Annotated in this window: 21 protein-coding genes; 7 read left to right on the top strand and 14 right to left on the bottom strand. The window is 64.2% G+C overall.

Annotated elements, in window-relative coordinates; translation table 11 throughout:
* Window positions 1–9: 9 nt before the first annotated feature.
* The 8 genes from AO356_RS24830 to gspG form a co-directional block, all read right to left on the bottom strand.
* On the bottom strand, window positions 10–1,179 hold the full coding sequence (locus AO356_RS24830) for a substrate-binding domain-containing protein (RefSeq protein WP_060742026.1): 1,170 nt from the start codon (window positions 1,177–1,179) through the stop codon (window positions 10–12).
* Between the two features lie 509 nt (window positions 1,180–1,688).
* Window positions 1,689–2,900: a type II secretion system inner membrane protein GspF gene (gspF, locus tag AO356_RS24825; protein ID WP_060742025.1), complete on the bottom strand. Its 1,212-nt coding sequence runs from the start codon at window positions 2,898–2,900 to the stop codon at window positions 1,689–1,691.
* Window positions 2,900–4,318 carry a type II secretion system ATPase GspE gene (gspE, locus tag AO356_RS24820; protein ID WP_060742024.1) on the bottom strand — a complete coding sequence of 473 codons (1,419 nt, stop codon included), beginning with the start codon at window positions 4,316–4,318 and terminating at the stop codon, window positions 2,900–2,902. The genes gspF and gspE overlap by 1 nt, the downstream gene beginning before the upstream one ends.
* A 169-nt stretch (window positions 4,319–4,487) precedes the next feature.
* Complete coding sequence (gene gspD, locus AO356_RS24815) at window positions 4,488–6,848, bottom strand: type II secretion system secretin GspD (protein WP_060742023.1); 2,361 nt, start codon at window positions 6,846–6,848, stop codon at window positions 4,488–4,490.
* Entirely contained in the window at window positions 6,845–7,420 is a 576-nt protein-coding gene (gene gspM / locus AO356_RS24810; RefSeq protein WP_060742022.1) for a type II secretion system protein GspM, read from the bottom strand. The genes gspD and gspM overlap by 4 nt, the downstream gene beginning before the upstream one ends.
* A complete protein-coding gene (gene gspL / locus AO356_RS24805) occupies window positions 7,413–8,594 on the bottom strand; it encodes a type II secretion system protein GspL (RefSeq protein WP_060742021.1) in 1,182 nt (393 codons plus the stop codon). Before gspL ends, gspM begins: the two co-directional genes overlap by 8 nt.
* Window positions 8,591–9,577: a type II secretion system minor pseudopilin GspK gene (gspK, locus tag AO356_RS24800; protein WP_060743196.1), complete on the bottom strand. Its 987-nt coding sequence runs from the start codon at window positions 9,575–9,577 to the stop codon at window positions 8,591–8,593. Before gspK ends, gspL begins: the two co-directional genes overlap by 4 nt.
* Window positions 9,578–9,585: 8 nt before the next feature.
* Window positions 9,586–10,035: a type II secretion system major pseudopilin GspG gene (gene gspG / locus AO356_RS24795; RefSeq protein ID WP_060742020.1), complete on the bottom strand. Its 450-nt coding sequence runs from the start codon at window positions 10,033–10,035 to the stop codon at window positions 9,586–9,588.
* A gap of 148 nt (window positions 10,036–10,183) precedes the next feature.
* On the opposite strand from gspG, the gene gspI reads away from it, so the two are divergent.
* On the top strand, window positions 10,184–10,561 hold the full coding sequence (gspI, locus tag AO356_RS24790) for a type II secretion system minor pseudopilin GspI (RefSeq protein WP_060742019.1): 378 nt from the start codon (window positions 10,184–10,186) through the stop codon (window positions 10,559–10,561).
* A 75-nt stretch (window positions 10,562–10,636) separates the two neighbouring features.
* Here the strand turns inward: gspI and AO356_RS24785 are convergent, their stop codons facing one another.
* Window positions 10,637–11,107, bottom strand: a complete 471-nt coding sequence (locus AO356_RS24785; RefSeq protein WP_060742018.1) for a type II secretion system protein N — start codon at window positions 11,105–11,107, stop codon at window positions 10,637–10,639.
* 117 nt (window positions 11,108–11,224) lie between these two features.
* On the opposite strand from AO356_RS24785, the gene gspH reads away from it, so the two are divergent.
* Both gspH and AO356_RS24775 read left to right on the top strand, forming a co-directional pair.
* Window positions 11,225–11,677, top strand: a complete 453-nt coding sequence (gene gspH / locus AO356_RS24780) for a type II secretion system minor pseudopilin GspH (protein ID WP_060742017.1) — start codon at window positions 11,225–11,227, stop codon at window positions 11,675–11,677.
* Window positions 11,674–12,285 (top strand): PulJ/GspJ family protein, encoded by a 612-nt coding sequence (locus AO356_RS24775; RefSeq protein ID WP_060742016.1) that lies wholly within the window; start codon window positions 11,674–11,676, stop codon window positions 12,283–12,285. Before gspH ends, AO356_RS24775 begins: the two co-directional genes overlap by 4 nt.
* Window positions 12,286–12,512: 227 nt before the next feature.
* Here the strand turns inward: AO356_RS24775 and AO356_RS24770 are convergent, their stop codons facing one another.
* Genes AO356_RS24770 through AO356_RS24760 form a run of 3 tightly spaced genes read right to left on the bottom strand, consistent with a single transcriptional unit; the run spans window position 12,513 to window position 14,666 of the window.
* Window positions 12,513–13,454 (bottom strand): FecR family protein, encoded by a 942-nt coding sequence (locus AO356_RS24770; protein ID WP_060743195.1) that lies wholly within the window; start codon window positions 13,452–13,454, stop codon window positions 12,513–12,515.
* Between the two features lie 37 nt (window positions 13,455–13,491).
* Complete coding sequence (locus AO356_RS24765; RefSeq protein WP_060742015.1) at window positions 13,492–14,037, bottom strand: sigma-70 family RNA polymerase sigma factor; 546 nt, start codon at window positions 14,035–14,037, stop codon at window positions 13,492–13,494.
* Complete coding sequence (locus AO356_RS24760) at window positions 14,034–14,666, bottom strand: secretin and TonB N-terminal domain-containing protein (protein WP_060742014.1); 633 nt, start codon at window positions 14,664–14,666, stop codon at window positions 14,034–14,036. Before AO356_RS24760 ends, AO356_RS24765 begins: the two co-directional genes overlap by 4 nt.
* Before the next feature lie 205 nt (window positions 14,667–14,871).
* Here AO356_RS24760 and AO356_RS24755 point away from each other — a divergent pair, with 205 nt between their 5' ends.
* Window positions 14,872–15,198, top strand: coding sequence for a hypothetical protein (locus tag AO356_RS24755; protein ID WP_060742013.1), 327 nt, complete (start codon window positions 14,872–14,874; stop codon window positions 15,196–15,198).
* 155 nt (window positions 15,199–15,353) lie between these two features.
* Here the strand turns inward: AO356_RS24755 and AO356_RS24750 are convergent, their stop codons facing one another.
* A complete protein-coding gene (locus tag AO356_RS24750) occupies window positions 15,354–15,794 on the bottom strand; it encodes a carboxymuconolactone decarboxylase family protein (protein WP_060742012.1) in 441 nt (146 codons plus the stop codon).
* A 195-nt stretch (window positions 15,795–15,989) separates the two neighbouring features.
* Between AO356_RS24750 and AO356_RS24745 the strand changes: the two genes are divergently transcribed.
* The 3 genes from AO356_RS24745 to AO356_RS24735 all read left to right on the top strand — a co-directional run bounded on the left by AO356_RS24745 (window position 15,990) and on the right by AO356_RS24735 (window position 18,572).
* A complete protein-coding gene (locus AO356_RS24745; RefSeq protein ID WP_060742011.1) occupies window positions 15,990–17,423 on the top strand; it encodes a PLP-dependent aminotransferase family protein in 1,434 nt (477 codons plus the stop codon).
* 120 nt (window positions 17,424–17,543) lie between these two features.
* On the top strand, window positions 17,544–17,837 hold the full coding sequence (locus AO356_RS24740) for a putative quinol monooxygenase (RefSeq protein ID WP_060742010.1): 294 nt from the start codon (window positions 17,544–17,546) through the stop codon (window positions 17,835–17,837).
* Between the two features lie 330 nt (window positions 17,838–18,167).
* Window positions 18,168–18,572, top strand: coding sequence for a cupin domain-containing protein (locus AO356_RS24735; RefSeq protein ID WP_060742009.1), 405 nt, complete (start codon window positions 18,168–18,170; stop codon window positions 18,570–18,572).
* A gap of 187 nt (window positions 18,573–18,759) precedes the next feature.
* Here the strand turns inward: AO356_RS24735 and AO356_RS24730 are convergent, their stop codons facing one another.
* Window positions 18,760–23,628 (bottom strand): NAD-glutamate dehydrogenase, encoded by a 4,869-nt coding sequence (locus AO356_RS24730; protein WP_060742008.1) that lies wholly within the window; start codon window positions 23,626–23,628, stop codon window positions 18,760–18,762.
* Window positions 23,629–23,949: the final 321 nt, after the last annotated feature.

The raw sequence follows: 23,949 nt of genomic DNA, 5'->3' as shown, positions 1-23,949 counted from the left end.
AGCGTGGGCTTACAACGGACGACCGATGGCGTTGCAGACGCTGGTGTTGCCGATGCTCAGGCCGCTGGAGGCGGTGACGAAAGAGTCACGAATAGCGGTTTTCCAGGCCGAAGGCAGCGGCACGAAACGGTTGGCGGTGATGGCCGAGTCGTTGTTGGTCAACGAACCGTAGTGGCGGCTGAAGAAGTTGCGAACCTGAGTGGTCTGGGTCGCATCGGCGTAGCACTGGCTGAAGATCACGTTGGTGAAGCCCAGGATCGGGTAGCCGGTGGATGGGTAGGCTACGACGCTAGGGTCGCTTGGGTTGGTGGTAGCGGCGAACACCGGTACCCAGGCGTTCGGGTTGGAGCGGTTGGCGACGGCAGGTACCGCGACAGCGGCGATGGCGGCCGATACGTTGGCTGGGGCTGGGGAAACACCGGCAACGCGGGCGACCTTGGTGGCGTCGTCCAGACCGGCCAGGGTGGTAGCCGCGTAGTCCGGGCTCATGTAGCTGATACGGCCTTGGGCGGCGTTCACTGCAGTCATCACAGCCTGGCTGCCAGTGGCGGAAACGGCGCCGGCTGGCAGGCCGCCGCTGTAGCTGGAAGCGAAGTTGGTGGTGATGGCAAAGGTGCCGGTTTCAGCGCACTTGGCGTTCAGGAAGCGGGTGAACAGCTCGGTGGTGCCACTGCTTTCTGCACGGTAAACCACAGTGATCGCGCCGGTACGGCCCGAACCGGTGATCTGGCTCCAGTCGGTCAAACGGCCGGAGAACACACCGCACAGCTGATTGACGCTCAGGTTGACGTTGGCAGTGCCGGTCTTGTTGAACGGAATGGCAACCGAGGTGGCGACCGAAGGCACCTGGATCAATGGACCCCAGGCGGCACCGTGGGCGCTGACGTAGGTGCTCAGTTCGGTGGCGCTCAGCTTGGAGTCACTACCAGCCCAGTGCACTTTCTTGCCGCTGGTGTCGCCTGGCACGAACTTGGTGTAGTCGTTGGTCAGGAAAGCCGACTTGCCGGCACCACTGCCCACGCCGATGTAAGGGGCGAAACCGGCAGTCAGGACGCCGGAAGTCTGGTACAGCGGCTGAGGCAAGGTAGCACCACCGCCATTGACATCAGCCATGGCGGCCTGAGCGGCGCAGAGGCCGGCGAGGGTCAGGGATACCGCGAGAACGTTGCGCTTAAACATGAAGAATCTCCTTTCATCGTGTTCGTACGTAGGTTGGGTGACGCGTGCTTGCCGTCATGGCGCTCGGTCCTGTGCCGATGGCGATGGGGTGAGGCCATGGGTTAGAAATTCGCAGTTTCCGGTGACAGATAAAGGAAAAAACCTCGGGAGCCGAGGGCTGTTTTTTAGGCTTTTTCCTCGGGTGTTCGAGGGCTCTGGGCTGAGGGTTCGGCTGGTTCTTGCGGGGATGCGGCAAGGGTTCACCGTGAAGGTGGCGGCAGGCGGTGGGCAGGCGCGTAAACATGACAGAACGAGGAACCCGAGTTTGGCGATGGAGAGGCTCGGGAGGTGTTGCATCACTGCAAAACAACGGGCTGCTTTTGTGGCGAGGGAGCTTGCTCCCGCTGGGTTGCGAAGCGACCCCAGACGGGCTGATTGCGATCTGTCTGTTGTACTGGAAAGTCAGGTTTTGGGTCTGCTGCGCAGCCCAGCGGGAGCAAGCTCCCTCGCCACGGTTTTTGCGCGGAGGGCTATTGCACCAACTGGTTGATCTCGATGATCGGCAACAGCACCGCCATGACGATCACCAGCACCACGCCGCCCATAACCACGATCATCAACGGTTCCAGCAACGCAGTCATGCCCATGGCGCGACGTTCGATGTCGCGGGACAGGGTTTGCGCGGCGCGTTCGAGCATCGGTGGCAGGCAGCCGGTTTTCTCACCGCTGGCGATCAGGTGGATCAGCACCGGTGGGAAGACTTTTTCCACCCGCAGCGCCGCCGCCAGGTTGACCCCTTCGCGGACCTTGGCCGTGGCCTCGCTGACGCTCTGGCTCAGGCGGTCGTTGGACAGGGTCTGGCGGGCGGCTTCGAGTGCTCGCAGCAACGGCACCCCGGCTCCGCCGAGAATCGCCAGGGTCGAGGCAAAGCGCGCGGTGTTGAGGCCCAGTACAAAACGCCCGATCAGCGGCAGGCGCAACACCCGCGCGTGCCAGTTCAACCGCGCCGCCGGTTTGCGCAAGTACATGCGCCAACTCCAGAACCCGCCGGCCAGCACGCCAAAACACAACCAGCCCCAGGCCCGAATGAAATCGCTGGCGGTGAGCATCGCCACGGTCAGCGCCGGCAGGTCCTGGCGGGCCTGGGAAAATGCACTGACCACCTGGGGCACCACGTAGCTGAGCAGGAAAATCACGATGGCGACCGACACCAGCCCCACTACCCCGGGGTAGATGAACGCCGTGAGAATCTTGCCCCGCAGGTTATTGCGCTCCTCGATGTAGTCCGCCAATCGCTCCATCACCTGGGCCAGGTCGCCGGACTCTTCACCGGCGGCAATCAACGCCCGATAGATTTCCGGAAAATCCCGGGGACGTGCCGCCAGGGCTTCGGCCAGGCGCATGCCGCTGCGCACATCGGCGCGCACCGCGCTCAAGGTCTGGGCGATGTGCTTGCGCTCGGCCTGTTCCACCGTGGCACTCAACGCGGCTTCCAACGGCAGGCTCGCGCCCAGCAGGCTCGCCAGTTGCCGGGTGGCCCAGGCCAGGTCGTTGTCCGAGAGTTTGGCGCTGAACAAGCCACCGCCGTTGGCCGGTGTCGTGTTGCGCTCGACCTGCACCTGCAATGCCGTCAGCCCGCGACTGCGCAACAGGTTGAAGGCCGCCCCCTGGCTGTCGGCTTCCAAGTGTCCGGATTCGATCTTGCCCTGGGCGTCGGCGGCCTCGAAACGGTAGCGATTCATCAGGCGTCCCGTGTCACGCGCAGGATTTCTTCAGGGGCCGTGGTGCCACTGCGCACCCAGCGCTCGCCATCCTCGCGCATGCTGAACATGCCGGCCTGGCGGGCGGCGGCGCGCAGTGCTTGCTCCCCTGCCCCCTGGTGGATCAGCGTGCGGATGTCATCGTCGATGCAGAACAGTTCATGGATCCCGGTGCGGCCGCTGTAGCCGGTCTGGTTACAGCTCGGGCAACCTACCGGGCGCCAGGTGCCGGGCGTGGCGGGATCTGGTTGCTTGCACTGCGGGCACAACCTGCGCACCAGTCGCTGGGCCAGCACGCCGAGCATCGACGAGGCCAGCAGGAACGGCTCGACCCCCATGTCGATCAGGCGGTTGATGGCCGACACCGCGTCGTTGGTGTGCAGCGTCGCCAGCACCAGGTGACCGGTGAGGGACGCCTGCACGGCGATTTGTGCGGTTTCCAGGTCGCGGATTTCGCCGATCATGATGATGTCCGGGTCCTGGCGCAGGATCGCCCGCAACGCCAGGGCAAAGGTCATGTCGATCTTGGCGTTGACCTGGATCTGGCTGATGCCCGGCAGGTCGTACTCCACCGGGTCCTCCACCGTGAGGATGTTGTGGACACTGGCGTCCAGCCGGGCCAGGGCGGCGTAGAGGCTGGTGGTCTTGCCGCTGCCCGTGGGGCCGGTGACCAGGACGATGCCGTGGGGCTGGCGGATCAGGTGATCGAGCTTGTCCAGTACGTCCGGATCCATCCCCAACGTTTCCAGTTGCAGGCGGCCGGCCTGTTTGTCCAGCAACCGCATCACCACCCGTTCGCCGTGGCCGGTGGGCACCGTCGAGACGCGGATATCGATCGGTCGACCGGCGACGCGCAAAGCGATGCGGCCGTCCTGGGGCAAGCGTTTTTCGGCGATGTCGAGCTGGGCCATGATCTTGATCCGCGACACCAGCGCACCGTGCAGGGCCTTGCGCGGCGAAACCACATCGCGCAGGGTGCCGTCGACGCGATAGCGCACCACTGAATGGCTCTCGTAGGGTTCGATGTGGATGTCGCTGGCCTCATCCCGTGCGGCCTGGGTCAGCAAGGCATTGATCATGCGAATCACCGGCGCGCCGTCCTGGGTGTCCAGCAGGTCGGTGATCTCGGGGATGTCCTGCATCAGCCGGTCGAGGTCGACTTCGTTTTCCGCCGCGCCCACCACTGCGGCGGCACTGCCGGTGTCGGCATAGGCACTGTTGAGCAGCCCGTCGAGCTCCTCGTCGCGCACCCGCTCCAGCCGCACGTCGCCGAACTGACGGCGCACTTCACTGATGGACCAGCCCGGCGTGGACGGGCACACCATCAGCACCGCCCCCTCTTCGGACTGGCGCAACACCAGGCGCTGGGCCTTGGCCCAGGCGTATGGGAGGGTGTTCATGCCGACACCTCGGCCCCAAGAAACACACATATCCCCTGTGGGAGCGAGCTTGCTCGCGATAGCGGTGGGTCAGTTGCAATGAGGTTGACTGAACGGCCGTCATCGCGAGCAAGCTCGCTCCCACAGTGTCTTGGGCTGGCCTCAGCTTTGTGCATGCCGCTGATGTTCATCAGCGAGTGCCTCCTTCGACCGGCACCGCCTTGATCACCGCCCTGGGCATCTGCGGCCCGGCAGGCGGCGTCCCCGGGATCGCCCTCGCCGAGGCCGGCAGTTGCGGCGCCTGCATGTCCGGCATTGCCCAGCTGCGATCCGGTTGCAGCAGGCCCTGGGCGCGGCGCATGAAGTCGTAGCGGTTGAGGGTAATGCCGCGTCCCGCCGCCGTGTCGCGGATGATATAGGGCCGCAGGAACACCATCAGGTTGGTCTTGGTGATCTGCCGCCGTTCGTTACGAAACAGCGCGCCGATCCCGGGAATCGTCGACAGCCACGGTACCGCGTCGTTGCTCTGGCTGTAGCCATCCTGCAGCAGCCCGCCAAGGACCATGATCTGCCCGTCGTCGAGCAGGATGCTGGTGTCGATGGCGCGCTTGTTGGTGACGATACCCGTGGTGCTCGAGGCGCGATTATCGACGCTGCTGACCTCCTGGTAGATGTCGAGCTTGACCGTCCCGCCTTCGGAAATCTGCGGCCGGACATTGAGCTTCAAACCCACCTCCTCGCGGGTCACGGTCTGGAACGGGTTGTTGCTGGTGCCGCCCCCGCCCGTGACGTAGCTGCCGCTGACGAAGGGAATGGTCTGGCCGACGAAAATGCTCGCCGCTTCGTTGTCCAGGGTCAGCAGGTTCGGCGTCGACAGCACGTTGGTGCCGCCCTTGCTCTTCAAGGCCCGGGCCAGGACCTTGAGGTCGAGGATCTTGCCGATGCCGGGAATGTCCACGGTGCCGTTGACCACGCCGAGGTTCAGGCCCTGGGGCAAGACATCGATGCTGGTCTTGCCGTTGAGGTTGAGCCCGCTGCCGCCGAGATTGACCCCGCCGATCACCCCGCTGCCACCGAGGTTGCCGGTCTGCCATTGCACGCCGAATTCGCTGGCGTCGTCCTCGCCGACCTCGACGATCAGGCTCTCGATCACCACTTGGGCGCGACGCTGGTCCAGCAGGTCGATGACTTCCCGCAGGTTGCGGTACAGCGGGTCCGGCGCGGAGATCAGCAAGGTGTTGGTGGTGGCGTCGGCCTGGATGGTGACACCGCCGGCGCTGAAAGCGGTGCTCTGTTCGTTTTTCGTCGAAGCGGAGGTTGCCCCGTTGCTGCCCTGGGCGTAGCCGTTGCCGCTGGTCGACGCACTGCCGCTGGTGGTGCTGCCAGTGCCATCGCCACTGCTGCCCTGTCCACTCTGTCCGTTGGTATTGGCGCCCATGCCACTGAGGACCGAGCGCGAGTTGTCGTTGCCCTCGCCTTCGCTTTCCCCGGTGAGCAAGCCGCGCAGGGCCTGGGCCAGCTTGCCGGCCTGGGCGTTGCGCAGGTACACCACGTGCAGGTTGCTCGGGTTGTTCTGAGCGTTATCGAGCTTGTAGATCAGGTTGCGCGCCAGCTCCGTGCGCTCGGGGCTGCCGGCGCGGATGATGATGGAATTGGAGCGCGGATCGCCGATCACGTTGATCTTCTGGGTCTGGTCGCCGCCCTGGTTTTCCAGCAGGTCAGAGACCATTTGCGCGATGTCGACGGCGATGCCGTTGTGGATCGGCACCACATCGGTGTCGATGGCACTCGGGGTGTCGATGCCTTCGATGAGCTGCGCCACCCGCGACAGGTTTTCGGCGTAATCGGTGACGACAATGGTGTTGTTGCCCGGGTAGGCATTGATCGGGTTGTTCGGCGACACGATCGGGCGCAGTACCGGAATCAGGTTCACCGCGTTTTCGTATTGCAGGCGGAAGGTGCGCGTCAGCATGCCGTTGCCGGCCGGTTTGTCGGCGCTGTAGATCGGCCCACCCAACAGCTTGGCATCGGCCTCCGGCACCACCTGGGCCACGCCGCCCACGTCTACCACGCTGAAGCCTTGCATGCGCAGCGCGGCCAGCAGCATGTCGTAGGCCTGGTGAGCCGGGACCTGGCCTTCGGACACCAGCGTCAGGTTGCCCTTGACCCGCGGGTCCACCAGGAACTGTTGGCCAGTGGAACGGGACAAGGCCCGCACCACCGCCTGGATATCCGCCTCGACGAAATTCAGCGTCACCGGTTGATCCCCCAGGGGCGTGCGCGCCGGCGCATTGCTGCGGGGCTCTCGGGCACGGGCGGTGAGATCGACCTGATGCCGCACCGCGGGCTTGCGCTCACGCAGGTCCTGGGCCCGCTGGCGATCGAGCAATGCATCGCCGCTGCGCTGGGTACTCCCCAATGGAATACCCAGCTCGCTGTCCACCAGCAACGGTGGCTGCGACGCGGGCGGCGTGCTGTTGCACGCACTCAACGCCAGCAACAACAGCGGCGCGGCCTTGCGCCAATGACGTGGGTATCGGGCCCCTTTCATGAAGCTTCCTTAGCGCTTTGCGCCTGATCCATGCGAACGGTTCCGGACAGTGTGCCGGCGCTGTTGTCGAGGTTGTCGTGGTTATCGGGATTGGCAAGGGCAGTGCGCTGTAAACGGGCTTCGATCACCTCCAGGGAAAATTGCCGTGGATTGCCCAGCAGCCAGCTGATGACCGCCTCCGCCGGGGCCTGGTCGAACGTGAGCTGCCAGGCGCCGGGGCGCTCGGTACCGGGCGCTTGCAATTGGTAGTGCTGGCTCAAGCCGCTGGCGTCCAGGCTCTGGCGCAAGGCGGCTTCAAGGGGCAGGCCTTGCGCCGGCCCGGCGACGTCACGCAACAGCACTTCGAGGGCCTCGGTCTGGGATCGCAGCTTCGGGGTTTCGGCTTGCCAGTAGGCGATGGTCTTGAGCGGTGGCTGGATCAGCGCGAGCCAGACCAGACAGCCGCCCAACACCAGCGCAGCCAGAGCCACGGCAGCTTGTTCGCGCACGGCAAGCCCCTGCCAGAACGTGCGCAAGCGCGTGCGAAAGGTTTGCCAACGGACCCGCGCCAGTGCCAGGGAGTGCTTATTCATCGTCGGTGTCCGGGGTTTCGTCGGAGGCGTCCTGCGTACCCTGGCCGGCCGCGGCCACCCGCAGGCGCCAGCCCTGGTCGATGGCGACGACGTCGATGCCGGCCTGGGCCAGGGGGATTTTCCAATCCTCTTCGGCGGCGGTTTTCTGCGCCTCGGCCACGACAGTCAGGCGCAACTCACCGTTCTCGAACACCAACGCCTGGACATTGCCGCTCATGAACGGCATGGCGCTGCCCGCCTGCTGCACCAGGCTGGCAAAGCGTTGGGCCGGATCGGTCGCCGCACCGCTCTGGCGCGCAGCGATCTGCTGGCGAGCCTGTTGCAACGGGTTGAGGATCACCGGCAACTCAGGGAACGCCTGTTTCACCCGCTGGCTCATCTGCGCCTTGAGCCGTTGGCCCTGGGCCGCTTCGCGGGCTGCATAGAGGTTCAACCCGACCACCCACACCGCCAGCGCTGTCGCGCAGATCGCCACCGCCCGGCCCCAGCCACCGCGCTCGACGGCGTTGCGTGCAAGACCGGCATGCAAGCCCCAGCCCGGTGCAGGGCCAGTCCAGCGTTGGCCTTCCGCCAAAGTGTCGAAGGAAGATTGTGCCGGCGCGGCGCCGATCCAGTGCAGCCCAGCCCCCGTTTCCAGCAACCACTCGTCCAGCGCCTCCTCCTGCAACGGTTGCACCACGGCGTGCTGCAGGCCATGGCGCACCAGCAGATGGTCGTCCTCGATGCAGGCCACCGGCCCCGACAGCACCGGCAAGGCGTAGGCCGCCGGGTAGAGGCCGCGCAGTTTCATGCCGGCCTGGTGCACTAGCCGTCCGAGATTGGCGAGGGATTCACGGTCCAGCCAGGTAATCTGCACCTGCCCGTCAATGTCGCGCGGGCTATGGGCCACCTGCATGTGTTCGCTGGCGCCGAGCATCAGGGCCTGGGCCGCGCACGTCACCGCGGCGCTGATCTTGGCCGCCGGCAACAGCGGCAACTCCAGGCGGGTCAACACGCTGTCGCGGGGATGAAGGAAACACTCCACCGAAAGGTTTTTACCCCGCTGGCCCAACGCACGAAGGCTGCTGCGGCCTTGCTCGCGGACCTGGCCGTGGCGATCCAGCCAGGCAAACGCCAGCGGGCTGTCGAGGTCCAGGCAGCCCAGCGGCGCCAGGGCGATACGCAAGCGCGTCATACCCCCACCCTTGACCAGATCACCTGGGGCAAGCGGTCCTCGGTGCGTTGCAGCAAAGCTTCCAGTTCGACCCGCCGCTGACCACTGCGCGCCTGCCCCCGCAGACGGAACCAGTCGCTGGTGATGCCGACCTTGACGCTGGCGGTCTCCAGCTCCGGCATGCGCAGGCGATTGACGAAATCCCCGCGGTTGATAAACCAATGGCCGCCGTCACGCTCCCTGACCAGTGCCTCGGCCCGTTGCAGGGACAGCCCCGGCACGTAGGCGGCCAGCACCGGGGCACTGGCGGTGTTGCCATTGAGCCAGGTGTTGGTGGGCAGGATCGTCACGTAAGGCGCCAGTGTGTCCAGTAACCGCGTGGTGACGCCTTTGACGCTGCGCAAGTCTTGCAAGGTGCGCAGCATCGGCCGCGTCGGGGCCAGTGGCGTATCGTCGGCCTGGGGCGACGTTTCGCGACCACTGTTGAACGTATTGGTCTTTGGCGCCTGGTCCACCCGCTGCGGATTCAACAGGCGCGGATAGGCCTCGACCACCCTGTCGACGATACGCGTGCGAACCGTCGCGGCCACGCCCAACTGCTGGCACAGGCGTTCGAAGGCGCGCACTTGCTCCTCGTCCACGCGCTCATTGGCGACGAGGTTGCGCAGGTTGAACTTGCCTTGCTCATCTTCCAACTGGCCTTCGAACGGTGTGTCGATCTGGCCTGAACCCGGTATCACGATGGGTTTGGCCCAGGGTTGGCCGAAGCGCGTCAGTGGATCGCGCTGGCGGGCATCCCGGAGCAACTGGCGACTCAGTTGCAGGCCGCCCTGCAACCGCGCCGTGCCCTGGACACGCAACTGCTCGGCCTCCAGGCTGCGAGTGAACAGGGTCTGGCGGGTCAGCATGCCGCCGGCGATGACCGCCACCACGGCGGCGATCAGCAAGGCACTGATCACCGCCATGCCGCGCTGCTTCGCCGCGAGGGGCGAATCCGTTCGCATCATCGCCCTTACAGCTGCCAGGAGCCAATGTCGGCATTCACGCCGTCGCCATCAGGCTGGCCGTCGGCCCCCAGGGAAAAGATATCGACTTCGCCGTTGGCACCGGGGTTGAGGTAGTTGTAGGGGCGGCCCCAAGGGTCGTTGGGCAGGCGCTCGAGGTAGGAGCGCCAGGTGCCGTTTTTCGCATCGGCCGGTTTCTCCACCAGCACCTTGAGACCCTGGTTCATGCTCGGGTAACTGCCGTGGTCCAGACGATACAGCTTCAAGGCTTGCATCAGGCCGCCAATGTCCTGTTTCGCCGCCGTTGCCCGCGCCTGGTCGGGGCGGTCGAGGACCTTGGGCACCACCATCGCCGCCAGGATGCCGAGGATCACCACCACGACCATGATTTCGATCAGGGTGAAACCCCGCTGCCCGCGAGGGCCTTGGGAACGGGCGTTGTAACGGGCGATCTGCATCTCGACGGTCCTTCGCTGGATTCGATTCGAGGCGCAGTGTTGCAAGAAAATATGTCAGTGATATTGAAATTGCTCAGGAGCTTGCGTCGTCAATCGGTCACGAACGCCGGCTACCCTTGAAGGCTGCCCTCGCACCTGAGCCCGCGCCATGCCACGCCCTGCTCCGCAAGCCGGCTTCACCCTGATCGAAGTGCTGGTGGCCCTGGCGATCATCGCCGTGGCCATGTCGGCCGCCGTGCGCGTGGCGGCAGTGATGACCCAGAGCAACGGCCTGCTGCGGGACAAATCCATCGCCCTGCTGGCCGCTCGCAGCCAACTGGCGCAGTTGCGCCTGGAAGGCCGTTTTGCCCAGGGTTCCAAAGTGTTCGAATGCGACCAGGGGCGCTTGCTGCTGCGCTGCGAACAGACCCTGCGCCCGGCGGAAAACGGCCGGCTGCTGCGGGTTGAACTGAGCGTGTCGGACCGCAGTCGCGAAGCCCCGCCGCTGGCTCGGCTGGAGACGTTGGTCAGCCGGGACAAACCTTGAATGGCGTGGATTAACACATCCTCTGTGACGAGGGGTTTATCTATGGGAGCAAGGCTTGCCCGCGATGCAGGCGCCTCATTTCCTCGGAGACTGCACCGTCTTCATCGCGGGCAAGCCTTGCTCCCACAGCGAGGGCAAAACCACCGAATCCGGCAACCGGGCCAGGACCAGCCGGGTCTGCTCATTGCCACGTTCGATGACCACCGCCTGCGCCTCGATCGCCACCAACCGTACGCCTTGGGCCACCCTTTCACCCACCAGGAAACTGCGCGGCGGCCCGTCGTTGAGGCTGAGGATCGCCACGGCGGCGTGGGTACCGGCCAGCACGCCGCTGACCTTGATGTCCACCGGTGCCGGCTGGTTGGAGAACCATTGCAACGCCGGGTTATCGGAACGCTCGGCCATGCGCTGCGGGGCGACGTCCGGCGTGCGCGACTCGGCCGAGGTGAGCAGCAGCGAAGACCAGGTCGCCACCCCGGCCAACGCCGCCAACAAGCCCACGACCTGGACGATTTGCGCCGGGGACACACGCTCGATGAACGCCATGGCCTGAATCTCCTTTTTTTGATTCCAAGTTGCAGCGTACGCGTCAATTCTCTCCGTTTTATTTCACATCCCTATCATCTTCACCGTGCAGGATGACGCTCACGCAAAGGAGCGCACATGAACCTCGGCAAGCAACGCGGTTTTACCCTGATCGAATTGATGGTGGTGCTGGTGATCATCGGCATCGCCAGTGCCGCCGTGAGCCTGAGCATCAAGCCGGACCCGTTGAAGTTGCTGCGCCAGGATGGCGAACGGCTGGTGCAGCTGTTGCAACTGGCCCAGACCGAAGCACGCAGCGACGGACGGCCGATTACCTGGCGCTGGGATGCCAAGGGCTTTGGCTTCAGTCGCCGCGCGGACCGGGGCACCGGGGTCGATCGCTTCGAGGACGACCCGCAACTGCGTCGACGTCGCTGGCAGAGTCCGTCGATGGAAGTGCGCGTGGAACCCAGGCAGCGGGTCGTGTTGAATGCCGAATGGATCGGCGAACCCTTGCAGATCCGTTTGTCGGACGGCCAGAACAGTCTCACTGTGCAACGCAGTTCCGCCGGGCGGGTGCAACTCCAATGAGCGCCCGGGAGAACGGCTTCACTTTGCTGGAGGTGATGGTGGCGATCCTGCTGATGGCGGTGGTCAGCCTGATCGCCTGGCGCGGGCTGGACAGCGTGACCCGTGCCGACAGCCATTTGCAGGCCAGTACCGAGCAGACCGAAGCGCTGCTGCGGGTGCTGAACCAACTGGAGCGCGACGTGGCCCTGCGCGCCAGCATCGAGCTGAGCGAACCGGTCAAACCCGGCGTCGACGACCAGCCCTCGACCGCCCCGCCCGCCCTCACCGTGCGCAGCACCGAAGGTCGGGGCTTTCGCCTGGATGTGATCCGCGTGGCGGCGGCCCAGGAAGGCGAGCTGCAACGGGTGCGCTGGTGGCTCAAGGGCGACACGCTTTACCGCGCCCAGGGCCAGGCCCGCAACCGTTACCCCCTGCCCGCACCCGGCCCGGGCGTGGCCGTGCTCAGTGACGTCAGCGACGCCGGCCTGCGGTACTGGGACACGGAAAAAGGCTGGCGCAAACTCAGCGGCAACCGCCAGGAAAACCCGACGGGCATCGAGGTCAGCCTGACTCGCCAGACATCTCAGGGGGCCGAAACGTATCGACAGGTGTTGGGGCCGCTGGATTAGGCGGTTACTGGAGGACCTTCAAGGCCAGAGCCCAACACAGGCCCCTTGCAGGAGTAAGCTCGCGATAGCGGTTGGTCAGCTTGCATCTGGATTGAGTGTGCCGCCCTCATCGCGAGCAAGCTCAGCTCCCACAGGAGTTCGTGGGGCCCCACAGATTCAGCATCCGCCCACAATCCTCTGTGGGAGCTGAGCTTGCTCGCGATGAGGCCCGCCAGGCATCGCCGGCCTCAGCTCAGCACCACCACCCCACCCGGCAACTCGGTGCATTTGGCGCCGTAGGCATCGCGGATCAACAGCGCCACGCCCGCCAACTGGTCGAGGCGAAACCGTGCCTGGACCTTGCGCTGGCCCAGTTCGCGGTTGAGCAGCAGCAACATGCCGGGACGGTAGCGGTTGATTTCATCGATGACGCTGGCCAGGGTCGCGTCGTTGAACACCAGCACCTGCTCACGCCAGGCAATGGCGGCCGACACATCCGCACGCTTGGGCGCGCCCACCTGGTGAGGGTCGTAAGTCAGTTGCATACCCGGTTCCAGGCGAAACCGCTGGCCTTGCACTTCGACCTGCACCACACCCTCCAGGCAGGTCGCGCAGACGCTCTGGCCGGTGTAGCGGATGTTGAAGCGTGCCCGGGCGGCGCTGATCCAACCGGTGCCGGCCTGGACGCTGACCACCTGGGCACTGCGCCCCTGCACTTCAATTTCGCCACTGAGCAATTCCAACCCTTGCCCGCCATCGGCCAGCGCGCGACGGCTGAGACGGGTCTGGGTGTTGAGCTCCAGGCTGACGCCCTCGCCCCATTCCACTCGGCGCTGTTCGCCGACCTCGGTGATGTAGTCGGCCCCCAGCCCGGAAACACCGCCGGGCACCGTGGCGCGGATCAGCAGGAAAGCCGCCGATGCCGCGAGGGCGCCACCCAACAACGCCCGACGACCGAAATGCCGAGGCGCCTGCAACGCTGCGGCGGCAGGTTGCAGCCCATGCCACAGCGCCTTGGCCTGTTCAAAGGCCTGCGCATGTTCGGGACTTTGCCCGCACCACAGGCGCAAGGCCCGGGCATCGGCCACGGTGGCGCGCCCCGAGGTCAGCAGGATCAGCCAATCTCGGGCCTCGCTGGCCAATCGGGCCTGGGGCGTGGCATCAGGGGAAGCGATGCTGAAGATGTTCAAGCGCACACACACTCATGAAAGGGTCGGGTCTCTACTCTCAAGACGGTTTTCCCGCGCCGGGACCGAACCGCTGAATGACTTTTCTTTCCAGGCGCAGGGCGCAATGCCCCAGCGCCGCCTTGATTTCCTTCTCCACCATGCGCGTGGAAATACCGAAGCGCTGGGAGATTTCCAGGTGCGGCGCTTCTTCCAGGCGGGCGGCGATGAAAATCCTGCGACGGCGCGCCGGCAGTTCGTACAAGGCCTTGAGCAAGGTCTGCAACTCCTTCTGCCCGCCGACCACCCGCGCCGGGTCCAGCGCCTCATCCGAGACCTGCAGCAATTCCTCGATTTCATCGCCCGTGAGCAAGCGCGCATCGGCCTGCCGACGGTCGGCGGCGATGTTCAGGGCCATACGGTACAGATAGGCATTGGGCTGGGCGATGTCCGGCGTGTCGACCATGCGATCGACCCGCAGGTAGGTTTCATGCAGCACGTCGTTGGCCAGTTCCTCGGAGCCCAGGCGCCTGCGCAGGCGCACCCTGAAATCCTCATAGGAGGTGAGGAACAACTTCACCAACGGGCTGCGACCGATGTCTTTCATCGCCCGGACACCCCTTCCCCTGTCATGCATTCCATGCTTTTTCCTGATGAGTCGGGTAACAAAAGCAGGGTCACCGGCTGGCGCAACGAACTGGGCGCCGGACGGTCGATCCTGAGGTTCTGCAAACTGTTGACCAAGGCCTTGTCCCGCATCAGGTCGCCCGTGGAACTGACCAGGCGGCTGTGCTGGACCACGCCGTCCCGGCCGATCCAGACTTGCAGCACCGCCCGAAAACTGCCCGGACGGGTCAACGGTGAACGACATAAATTGCGCTGGATGACCGTCTGGATGGCTGCCGCGTAGTTGCTGTCACTCAAGCCCGGGGTGACACCGGCAGGCAGCGGCACCTCGCGGACCCGCACCGGCTGCAACGTGAACGCATCCGCCCGGGCATAATGCGCCGCCAGCCCGGTACCGCTGAGCAACACCCGCAACCCTTCGGAGGGGGTGAACCGCCCCTGCACGCCCAGCGTCTGGCGCTGGCTCGACAGCTGGTGATCCACCAGCACCGCCATGCCCGTCGCGCGACTGAACTGCTCCAGCGCCGTGGTCAGTTCCTGGGGCGCGATGTCCAGGTCCACCAGGCCCACCGCCTGGATCGGCCCGGCCAGCAGACACAGCAACACCATCAGCCACCCCAAGGGCGCCCTGGTCAATCCACGTCCGCGTCCGCCCCTGGCTCTGCCCTGCTGCACGACTGACGTATCCGTTGAAAATCGTCATCCTGAGGGGTGTTTATGAATGTCGTATGACAACTGATACAAATCCTCCAGGCCGCACTAGACTGATGCCCTGACAACGCACCGTCCGCTGCGACGGGCCAGGAGGTCGGAGATGAAACAGTGGATGAACATGATGGCAGGCCTCGGGCTGTTCATGGCCTTGCCCTGGGCCCAGGGTGAAGAAGCCCCGGCCTGTATCGAGGTGACCGTGGGGGGTTACAAGACCCCCGACTACAACTGCCTGAGTCGGCAGATGGGCAACGACCCCCAGGCCGCGAAGGCGGCGCAACGGGCCCAGGACGCCATGAATGTGCCGGTCAACGAACGCGCACCGAACAGCATCGGCCTGGCCACCCCGGCGGCCACCGGGGTGCGCATGGGCAATACATTCGGCACTTCGGTCAAGCCCCAGCGGCCGCCGACGCCCGCCGACAATTAGCCTTTGCTCAACATCAAACCGCGTTATCGTTCATCGCGAGCAAGCTCGCTCCCACATTGATCCGGGAGAAACACAAAACTCCTGTTCAGACCCACCCCATGTGGGAGCGAGCTTGCTCGCGATAGCGGCCTGCCAGGCGCTAAACGACTGAAAACTCAGCCCCCCGGACTCTGGCGAAAACTCACCGCCAGCCGGTTCCAGCTGTTGATGGTGCTGATCGCCAGGGTCAGGTCCACCAGTTCTTCCTCGCTGAAGCAGGCCCGGGCCTGGGCATAGACGTCATCGGGCACCTGGCTTTCAGCCAACAGCGTCACCGCCTCGGTCCAGGCCAGGGCGGCGCGTTCGCGAGCCGTGAAGAAACCGCTGTCGCGCCATACCGCCAGCGCGTAGAGCCGCCGCTCGGTCTCGCCCTGGCGTCGCGCCTCCACCGAATGCATGTCGGTGCAGAAGGCACAGCCATTGAGTTGCGAGGCGCGGATCTTGATCAGGTGCAGCAGCGCCGGTTCGATACTCAGGCGACTGGTCAGGGCTTCCAGGCCGATCATGGCTCGCATCGCCCCGGGGGATGCGGTGTAGTAATCCAGACGCGGGCTCATGGCGGGCTCCGTGGTGTTCGAGACCTTCACGGTAGGCCCTGGTGCCGGGCAATGACAGGTCCAATTCGGCGAAAAAACCGGGGACAAGTCCAATGGACGGGATTTTCCCCACGCAACTTCTATGCAGTCGCACAATGCGGGTAATCTTGCGCCTTTGACGCCGGCCACCGAACAATCGCCCAGGAGCTTGCGGGTATGGAACTTCATGTTGTCATCAACGGCCGCAAGGACCTGTCGGGCCAGTTGTATCAACAATTGCGCAGCGCCATCGAGAGCGGTCGCCTGGCCGCCGGTACCCAACTGCCGCCCAGTCGCCTGCTGGCCGAGCAACTGGGTGTCTCGCGCAAGACCGTCTCCGACACCTACGCCCAATTGACCTACGAGAACTTCCTCACTGGCATCATCGGCAAAGGCACCTACGTCAATGCGCGGCCGGCCAAAGTCGTGCGCAAGCAAAGCCACCGCGAGCTGGCCGGTGCCGACGTCGTCGAGGCCTGGCGCACCATGCCGGACCTGATGCGCCACCCCACCCTCGAAGGTGCGTTGCGCTACGACTTCATCGGCGGCGCCACCGGCAAGGGCCAGTTTCCGCTGGACGACTGGCGGCGCTGCACCGCCCACGCCCTGCGCCAGATCGCCAGTGCCAAGGGTTTATACAGCCAGCCCGAAGGCCTGCCGTCGCTGCGCAATGCCATTGCCCGGCACATCGCCTTTTCCCGCGGGGTCAATTGCCAGGACGAAGACGTCGTGGTGTGCAACGGCGCACAACAGGCCCTGGACCTGATCTCGCGGGTGTTGACCCGTCCCGGCAGCCTGGTGGCCATGGAAGATCCGGGTTATCCGCCGGCGCGCTTGCTGTTCGGCTCCCAGGGCGCCACGGTGGCTGGGGTGCCGGTGGACGAACAAGGCATGCGGGTAGACCTGATCCCCGACGGCACGCGGCTGATTTATGTGACGCCCTCTCACCAATTTCCCCTGGGCATGCCCATGAGCCAGGCCCGCCGCGAGGCCTTGCTGGCGCGGGCCTATGAGCTGGGGGCGATCATCATCGAAGATGACTACGACAGCGAATTCCGCTACGAAGGCCGGCCCGCCGATTCGTTGCAGAGCCTGGATGAGCGCGGGATCGTCGCGTACGTCGGCACCTTCTCCAAGACCCTGCTGCCGGAGCTGCGGCTCGGCTACGCGATCCTGCCGCCGGCGATCCTTGAAGCGGTGATCCTGGCCAAGCGCCTCACCGACCAGCACACCTCCACCCTGCCCCAATGGGCCCTGGCCAAGTTCATCGCCGAGGGCTGCCTGCTCAAGCACATCCGCCGCTGCCACACCCTGTACGCCGGGCGCCGCGAGCGGATCCTGGCGCGCATGGCCGGGGACTTATCGCCCTGGTTCGAGGCCGTGCCCACCACCGCAGGCTTTCATATGGCCGTGCTGTGCAAGGTCCCGGTGGACCTGGCGCTGGTGATCGAGCTGGCGAAAAAAGCCGAGGTCGGGCTCTACAGCCTCGATGGTTTTTTCAATGATGTGCCCGTGCGGCCGGGCCTGTTTTTCGGTTTCGGCGCTATCGAAACCCTGGACATCGACATCGCCCTCGACCGTTTGCGCGACATTCTGCAGCAGGTGGCCTGAGGATTGGACTGGGCATTTATCCGCCCATTGGCTGTTTGAGCCTCGCGCCGCCAGGCCTATCCTGCACGGGTGTCATTACTCGTGAACACCTCCGTCCGACTTGATTCAGGAGTCTGAAAAATGTCTCGCCAAGTGATCAATACCGTACAGGTGCAAGCCGCCGCCGGGCGCTCGGAAGATCTGGGCCGGCAATTGCAGCAGATCGTCGAAACCCTGCGTGCCCTGCCAGGCTGCGACGCCTATATGGTCGACCGTTGCCCGGACGATGGCGACCGCTGGAACGTCAGCGCCCGCTGGCAATCGGAGGCGGCCATGCAAGCCCACTTCAACTGTCCGGAAGTGCAAGGTTTCATCAGCCTGATCGACAACCGCCTGGCTCGAAGCGTGGATTTCAATAGTTTTCCGGTTGTCTGAGCGCTCTTGACCTGTGGCGAGGGAGCTTGCTCCCGCTCGGCTGCGCTGTAGGAGCTGGCGAAGCCTGCGATCTTTTGATCTTTCGTTTGAGACTCAAGTGCCTGGGGAAAGATCGCAGCCTCGCTCCGCTCGACAGCTCCTACAGAGCCCAGCGGGAGCAAGCTCCCTCGCCACGGGGGTACGGGCCAGCCTGATGGAAATTTGCCACCCAACCATTGGTCTACCCACCTTCCGAAAGATTGGACGTTTGCTTGCCCCACCCTGGGGCTTAGGGTGAACCCATCGCCGCGACAGCGCGAAATCACTCGAAATCACCAAGGTCCATGCCCCATGAAAACCCTCTATCTGATCGCCGCCCTCAGCCTGCTGCCCATTACCCAAGCCTACGCCCACGAAGCCGCGCCTTCGGAGAAGGTCACGGTGTTGCAGGAACAACGGCTGAAAAACGTTCCAGGCAAAAAAGCCATGATGCTGACCGTCAACTATGCCCCCGGCCAAGCGTCCATTGCCCACAAACACGAAGGCACGGCCATGGCCTATGTGCTGGAAGGCGCCATCACCTCCCAGGTCAAGGGCGAGCCGGCGAAGACCTACAAGGCCGGGGAGTTCTGGTATGAAGCGGCGGGTTCCGAGCACCTGGTGTCGAAAAACGCCAGCACGAGCCAACCGGCGAAATTGCTGGTGTTCATGGTGATGGGAGAGGATGAAGCGGTATTGATACCGCTGAAGAACTAACAGTCGCACTACAAGCCATCCTGTGGGAGCGAGCTTGCTCGCGATGGCGGTGTATCAGTCAAGTTCAATGTCGCTGACCCACCGCTATCGCGAGCAAGCTCGCTCCCACAGGGGTCCACAGTGAATCTTTAAAGCCAAAAAAAAGCCCCGCATCTCTCAATGCGGGGCTTTTTCATTCAACGCCGGATCAGTCGGGCAACACGACCGACTGACCACTCAACGCCAGGTCCAGCAATTCGCGGTTGGCGACCGCGTACATGGCGTAGTCGGTACCGCTGGCGGCACGGATGTCCACCAGCATGGCGCGCCAGCGCTCGACCATTTCGTGATGCTGTTCAAGCCACAGCGCCAGGCGGGTTTCCACGTCCTGGGAACCGTCGCCCTCTTGCAGAACCGAGATGGTGATCGCCCGTTGCTGCCAGTCGACGTCATCGCGGAACGCTTCACGGGCCAGGGCCTGCCAGTTGTTTTCCACCGGCAGTGCGCTGATCTGTTGCAGGTACCAGGTGATGTCCAGGGCACTGCCCACGGCGAAGTAAGCCTTGGCCACATCGGCGGCGTTCTGGCCGGTGACGTCGGACGCCTCGATGATCGGCAGCAAGGTGTACAGGTGCGTGGTGCCGGCAACCATGCGCGCCAGCAACTCCGGCACGCCAGCGGCCACATAGGCCTGGTAACGGGTCTGCCAGCCTTCACGGGTCGGACCTTCCAGCAGTTCGTCGAGCTTGAGGCCCAACGCGGCCAGGTGCGGACCGAAGTGAGCGACGTCACGAGCCGCGTTCTGCTCGTTGCGACGGCTGCGCAGGAACCAGCGCGTAGCGCGACGGCCCAGGCGCATCAGCTCGTCCATCAGCTCCAGTTGCACGTCGGCCGAGACCTGGTGATCCAGGGCTTCGATCTGCCGGAACCAGTGCGGGAGGTGGAAGATATCGCGCACGATCACATAGGCACCGGCCACGTTCGCCGGGCTCATGCCCGTCGACTCCTTGAGCCGTTGAACGAAGGTGATACCCATGTGGTTGACCAGGTCGTTGGCGATCTGGGTGCTGACGATCTCGCGCTTCAGGCGATGGCGACGCATGGCCTCGGAGAACTTGCTCACCAGCGTCGGCGGGAACGCGGTTTCCATGTCACGGGTCAGGTAATCGTCGTCCGGTACCAGGGAGTTGAGCAGCGCTTCCTTGAGGTCGATCTTGCTATAGGAGATCAGTACCGACAGTTCGGCACGGGTCAGGCCGTGGCCCGCCGCGACACGTTCGGCCAGTTGCTCTTCAGTCGGCAGGAACTCGATGGCGCGGTCCAGCTTGCCCCGGGCTTCCAGATCGTTCATCAGACGCTTGTATTCGGCGATCCGCACGAAGGCGCGGCGTGCCGCCAGGGACAGGGCCTGGGTCTGCTTGTAGTTGTTGCCCAACACCAGGCCACCGACTTCGTCGGTCATGCTCGCCAGCAACTGGTTGCGTTGCTTGTCGGTCATGTCGCCGGCCTGCACCACTTCGTTGAGCAGGATCTTGATGTTCACTTCGTGGTCGGAGCAGTCCACGCCGCCCGCGTTGTCGATGAAGTCGGTGTTGGAACCGCCACCATTGAGGCCGAACTCGACGCGACCCAGTTGGGTCATGCCCAGGTTACCGCCCTCGCCCACGACCTTGCAGCGCAGTTCGTTGCCGTTCACACGCAGCGCATCGTTGGCCTTGTCGCCGACATCGGCGTGGCTTTCGGTGCTGGCCTTGACGTAGGTGCCGATACCGCCGTTCCACAACAGGTCCACCGGCGCCTTGAGCAAGGCGTTGAGCAACTCGGTCGGGGTCAGTTTGTCGGCCGTGATGTCGAAGCGTTCTTTCATCTGCGGCGAGATGGCGATGCTCTTCGCGCTGCGCGAGAAGATACCGCCGCCTTCGGACATGATGCTGGTGTCGTAGTCGGTCCAGGCCGAACGCGGCAGGTCGAACAGACGCTTGCGCTCGGCAAAGCTGTTGGCAGGCTCCGGGTTCGGGTCGATGAAGATGTGCAGGTGGTTGAAGGCCGCGACCAGTTGCAGCTTGTCGGACATCAACAAGCCGTTGCCGAACACGTCGCCGGCCATGTCGCCGACGCCGACCACGGTGATGCTGTCTTCCTGGACATTGATGCCGCGCTCGCGGAAGTGGCGCTGCACGCCGACCCACGCGCCCTTGGCGGTGATGCCCATTTTCTTGTGGTCGTAGCCGGCCGAACCGCCGGAGGCGAACGCATCGCCCAGCCAGAAGCCGTAGTCGATGGCGATGCCGTTGGCGATGTCGGAGAAGGTCGCAGTGCCCTTGTCCGCCGCGACCACCAGGTACGGGTCATCGTCGTCATGGCGCACGACGTTGGCCGGCGGTACCAGCGCGCCGTCCTTCAGGTTGTCGGTGATGTCCAACAGGCCCGAGATGAAGATGCGGTAGCAGGCGATGCCTTCGGCCGCGATCTCGTCCCGGCTGCCGCCCAGCGGCAGGCGACGTGGCAGGAAACCGCCCTTGGCGCCCACCGGCACGATCACCGAGTTCTTCACTTGCTGGGCTTTTACCAGGCCCAGCACTTCGGTGCGGTAGTCTTCTTCACGGTCGGACCAGCGCAGGCCGCCGCGGGCAACGTTGCCGAAGCGCAGGTGCACGCCTTCGACCCGTGGCGAGTAGACGAAGATCTCGAACTTCGGTACGGGCTTGGGCAGTTCCGGGATCAGGTGCGGGTTGAACTTGAAGCTGAAGTAGGACTTGTTCTGGCCGTTGGCGTCGGTCTGGTAGAAGTTGGTCCGCAGGGTGGCCTTGATCAGGTCCAGGTAGCGACGCAGGATGCGGTCTTCGTTGAGCACCTGGACGTCGTCCAGGGCCGAGAGGATCGCCTGCTCCAAGCGCAGTTGCTTGTCTTCCAGGTCATCGCCGCTGAGCTTGCGCGCCAGGTAGAAGCGGGTCTTGAACAACCGGGTCAGTTCGCGAGCGATGTCGGTGTGGTTGTTCAGGGTGCTGGCGATATAACCCAGGTCGAAGCCCAGGCGGATCTGCTTCAGGTAACGGGCGTAGGCACGCAGCAGCGCCACGTCGCGCCATGGCAGGCCGGCAGTCAGCACCAGGCGGTTGAACGCATCGTTCTCGGCATCGCCACGCACGATGTGGACGAAGGCGTCCTGCAAGGTGTCGTTGAGTTGCTGGATGTCCAGGTCCAGGCCTTCGGCGGCGGTGAACGCGAAATCATGAATCCAGAACTCGCGGCCGTTGGTGTGGCGCAGGCGATACGGGAATTCACCCAGCACGCGCAGGCCGAGGTTTTCCAGGATCGGCAGCACGTCGGACAGCGCCAGCGGCGTGTCGGCGTGATACAGCTTGCAGTGCAGCTCGCGCTGGCCGGAGACCTGGCCCAGCGGCTGGTAGAAGCTCATGACCAGCGGGTTCTTTTCGTTCAGGTTCAGCAGGTGCTGCATGTCGACCACGGCCGAGTGCGCGGCAAAGCGCTCGCGGTAGCCGGCCGGGAAGCCTTTCGGGAAATCCGACAGCACGTTGGTGCCCTGGGCTTCGCCGAAGCTTTCGATGACCAGGCTGGCGTAGTCGTCCTTCCAGCTGCGGCAAGCCTGCACGACTTCTTTTTCCAGCAGCAGCGGGTCGATGTCCAGGCGGTTCTTCGGGTCCACCCGCAGGATCAACTGCACACGGGCCAGTACGGATTCGGAGAAGAAGGTCCAGAACTCGCAGTCCGAGGCCTTCAGGCGATCCATCAGCACTTGCTGGATCTTCTGGCGCACTTCGGTGGAATAGATGTCACGTGGCACGTAGGCCAGGCAGTAGCAGAAACGGCCATACGGGTCTTTGCGCAGGAACACGCGGATCTTGTTGCGTTCCTGGATCTGCACGATGGACATGACAGTGCTGAACAGCTCGTCCACCGGGGTCTGGAACAGGTCGTCACGGGGCAGCACTTCGACCACCTGGGCCAGTTCCTTGCCCAGGTGCGCCTTGGCCTGGAAGCCCGAGCGACGCTCGATTTCCGCGACCTTGCGACGGATGTACGGGATGACCCGCACGCTCTCGCCATACACCGAAGAGGTGTACAGGCCCATGAAACGGCATTCCTTGATGACCTTGCCGCTGGCGTCGATTTCGCGGATCGACACGTAGTCCGGGTAGGCCGGACGGTGTACGCGGCTCGGGTGCGCGGCCTTGGCGAACGACAACAACGTCGGTTCGCGCAGGTAAGCGACAGCGTAGTCTTCGATGCGCAGGTCTTCGGCGGTCAGGCCGGCGCGCAGCAATTTGGTCAGGCCGAGGAACGAGTCGGGGTCGTACTCGATGTGACCGCCGTCGGCCTCATCGCGCACCACGAACTCTTCGTAGCCCAGGAAGGTGAAGTGGTTACCCACCAGCCATTCCAGGAAGCTCTTGATCTCGCTCTTTTCATCAGCGTCGATGGCATAGGCGCTGCTGTCCAGGCTGTCGAGGATTTCCTGGACCTTGGCTTTCATCGGTTCGAAATCGGCCACGGCCACGCGCACTTCGCCCAGCACTTGCTCAAGTTCCTTGCTCAGGACGTTGAGTTCGGCGGCGTTGGCGCAGCGGTCGATTTCCAGGTACATCAACGACTCTTGCAGGATGTCGTCGCCCTGGGTGCCTTTTGGCAGGATTTCCAGCAACTCGCCCTTGCTGCCGCGACGCACGCTCAGCACAGTGGTTTGCAGGGTATGGATGCTGTAGCCGCGACGGTTCAGCTCGGTGCGGACCGAGTCCACCAGGAACGGCAGGTCGTGGTGCAACACTTCCACGGCCGTGTGGGTCGACTGCCAGCCATGGCGTTCGTAATCTGGGTTGTAGACGCGCACCTGTGGTTGCGTGTGATCGAAGCGCTCAAGCAGGCGCCAGGCAGACAGGGTGCAGCCGGCGAGGTCGGACAACCGGCGCTGGGTAAGTTCATCGAGGGAAATGATGCCGAAGAATTGTTCAGCGAACAGCGCCACTTGTGGCAGTGCCTGTTCACTGATGTGCTGCGCCAGTGCCGCTTGCAGTTGGTGCTGGAAGTCGGCTTTGCTGGCTGCGGTGAAGAACGCCATCTGTGGTACTCCGCTTGGGCTTGTTATTGATTGAAGCGTCGCGTGCAACCCCTGCGGGGCTGTCGGCCATCCCGTTCCTGATTCTCGGGCAGAGGAAACAGGATGACAGGTGGGTGAAGCTGGACAGGACCCGCAGGTCACATCCTTTTCCATGTAATTTCATGTCATGGACACCTGCCAAAACCACCCAGGGGTGGCCTTGGCAGGTGCACATCCGTTGCGCAGCTTAACGAGTGCGACAACCTGCCTGCTTGCAGCGCTGCGACATATTCGGTCATCGGCTAGCTAAACAGCCGGTACGCACCGAACAACCCTAGCAGG

This window comes from Pseudomonas fluorescens (genome assembly GCF_001307275.1).
Taxonomy (GTDB): domain Bacteria; phylum Pseudomonadota; class Gammaproteobacteria; order Pseudomonadales; family Pseudomonadaceae; genus Aquipseudomonas; species Aquipseudomonas fluorescens_AA.
The sequence above is the reverse complement of the archived record's forward strand: the minus strand, read 5'-3'. Positions and strand labels throughout refer to the sequence as shown.

What these genes read in the sequence shown, in the direction of transcription:
- AO356_RS24830 (WP_060742026.1), bottom strand. Translation starts at nt 1,179, where the DNA reads ATGTTTAAGCGCAACGTTCTCGCGGTATCCCTGACCCTCGCCGGCCTC.
- gspF (WP_060742025.1), bottom strand. Translation starts at nt 2,900, where the DNA reads ATGAATCGCTACCGTTTCGAGGCCGCCGACGCCCAGGGCAAGATCGAA.
- gspE (WP_060742024.1), bottom strand. Translation starts at nt 4,318, where the DNA reads ATGAACACCCTCCCATACGCCTGGGCCAAGGCCCAGCGCCTGGTGTTG.
- gspD (WP_060742023.1), bottom strand. Translation starts at nt 6,848, where the DNA reads ATGAAAGGGGCCCGATACCCACGTCATTGGCGCAAGGCCGCGCCGCTG.
- gspM (WP_060742022.1), bottom strand. Translation starts at nt 7,420, where the DNA reads ATGAATAAGCACTCCCTGGCACTGGCGCGGGTCCGTTGGCAAACCTTT.
- gspL (WP_060742021.1), bottom strand. Translation starts at nt 8,594, where the DNA reads ATGACGCGCTTGCGTATCGCCCTGGCGCCGCTGGGCTGCCTGGACCTC.
- gspK (WP_060743196.1), bottom strand. Translation starts at nt 9,577, where the DNA reads ATGCGAACGGATTCGCCCCTCGCGGCGAAGCAGCGCGGCATGGCGGTG.
- gspG (WP_060742020.1), bottom strand. Translation starts at nt 10,035, where the DNA reads ATGCAGATCGCCCGTTACAACGCCCGTTCCCAAGGCCCTCGCGGGCAG.
- gspI (WP_060742019.1), top strand. Translation starts at nt 10,184, where the DNA reads ATGCCACGCCCTGCTCCGCAAGCCGGCTTCACCCTGATCGAAGTGCTG.
- AO356_RS24785 (WP_060742018.1), bottom strand. Translation starts at nt 11,107, where the DNA reads ATGGCGTTCATCGAGCGTGTGTCCCCGGCGCAAATCGTCCAGGTCGTG.
- gspH (WP_060742017.1), top strand. Translation starts at nt 11,225, where the DNA reads ATGAACCTCGGCAAGCAACGCGGTTTTACCCTGATCGAATTGATGGTG.
- AO356_RS24775 (WP_060742016.1), top strand. Translation starts at nt 11,674, where the DNA reads ATGAGCGCCCGGGAGAACGGCTTCACTTTGCTGGAGGTGATGGTGGCG.
- AO356_RS24765 (WP_060742015.1), bottom strand. Translation starts at nt 14,037, where the DNA reads ATGAAAGACATCGGTCGCAGCCCGTTGGTGAAGTTGTTCCTCACCTCC.
- AO356_RS24760 (WP_060742014.1), bottom strand. Translation starts at nt 14,666, where the DNA reads ATGGTGTTGCTGTGTCTGCTGGCCGGGCCGATCCAGGCGGTGGGCCTG.
- AO356_RS24755 (WP_060742013.1), top strand. Translation starts at nt 14,872, where the DNA reads ATGAAACAGTGGATGAACATGATGGCAGGCCTCGGGCTGTTCATGGCC.
- AO356_RS24750 (WP_060742012.1), bottom strand. Translation starts at nt 15,794, where the DNA reads ATGAGCCCGCGTCTGGATTACTACACCGCATCCCCCGGGGCGATGCGA.
- AO356_RS24745 (WP_060742011.1), top strand. Translation starts at nt 15,990, where the DNA reads ATGGAACTTCATGTTGTCATCAACGGCCGCAAGGACCTGTCGGGCCAG.
- AO356_RS24740 (WP_060742010.1), top strand. Translation starts at nt 17,544, where the DNA reads ATGTCTCGCCAAGTGATCAATACCGTACAGGTGCAAGCCGCCGCCGGG.
- AO356_RS24735 (WP_060742009.1), top strand. Translation starts at nt 18,168, where the DNA reads ATGAAAACCCTCTATCTGATCGCCGCCCTCAGCCTGCTGCCCATTACC.
- AO356_RS24730 (WP_060742008.1), bottom strand. Translation starts at nt 23,628, where the DNA reads ATGGCGTTCTTCACCGCAGCCAGCAAAGCCGACTTCCAGCACCAACTG.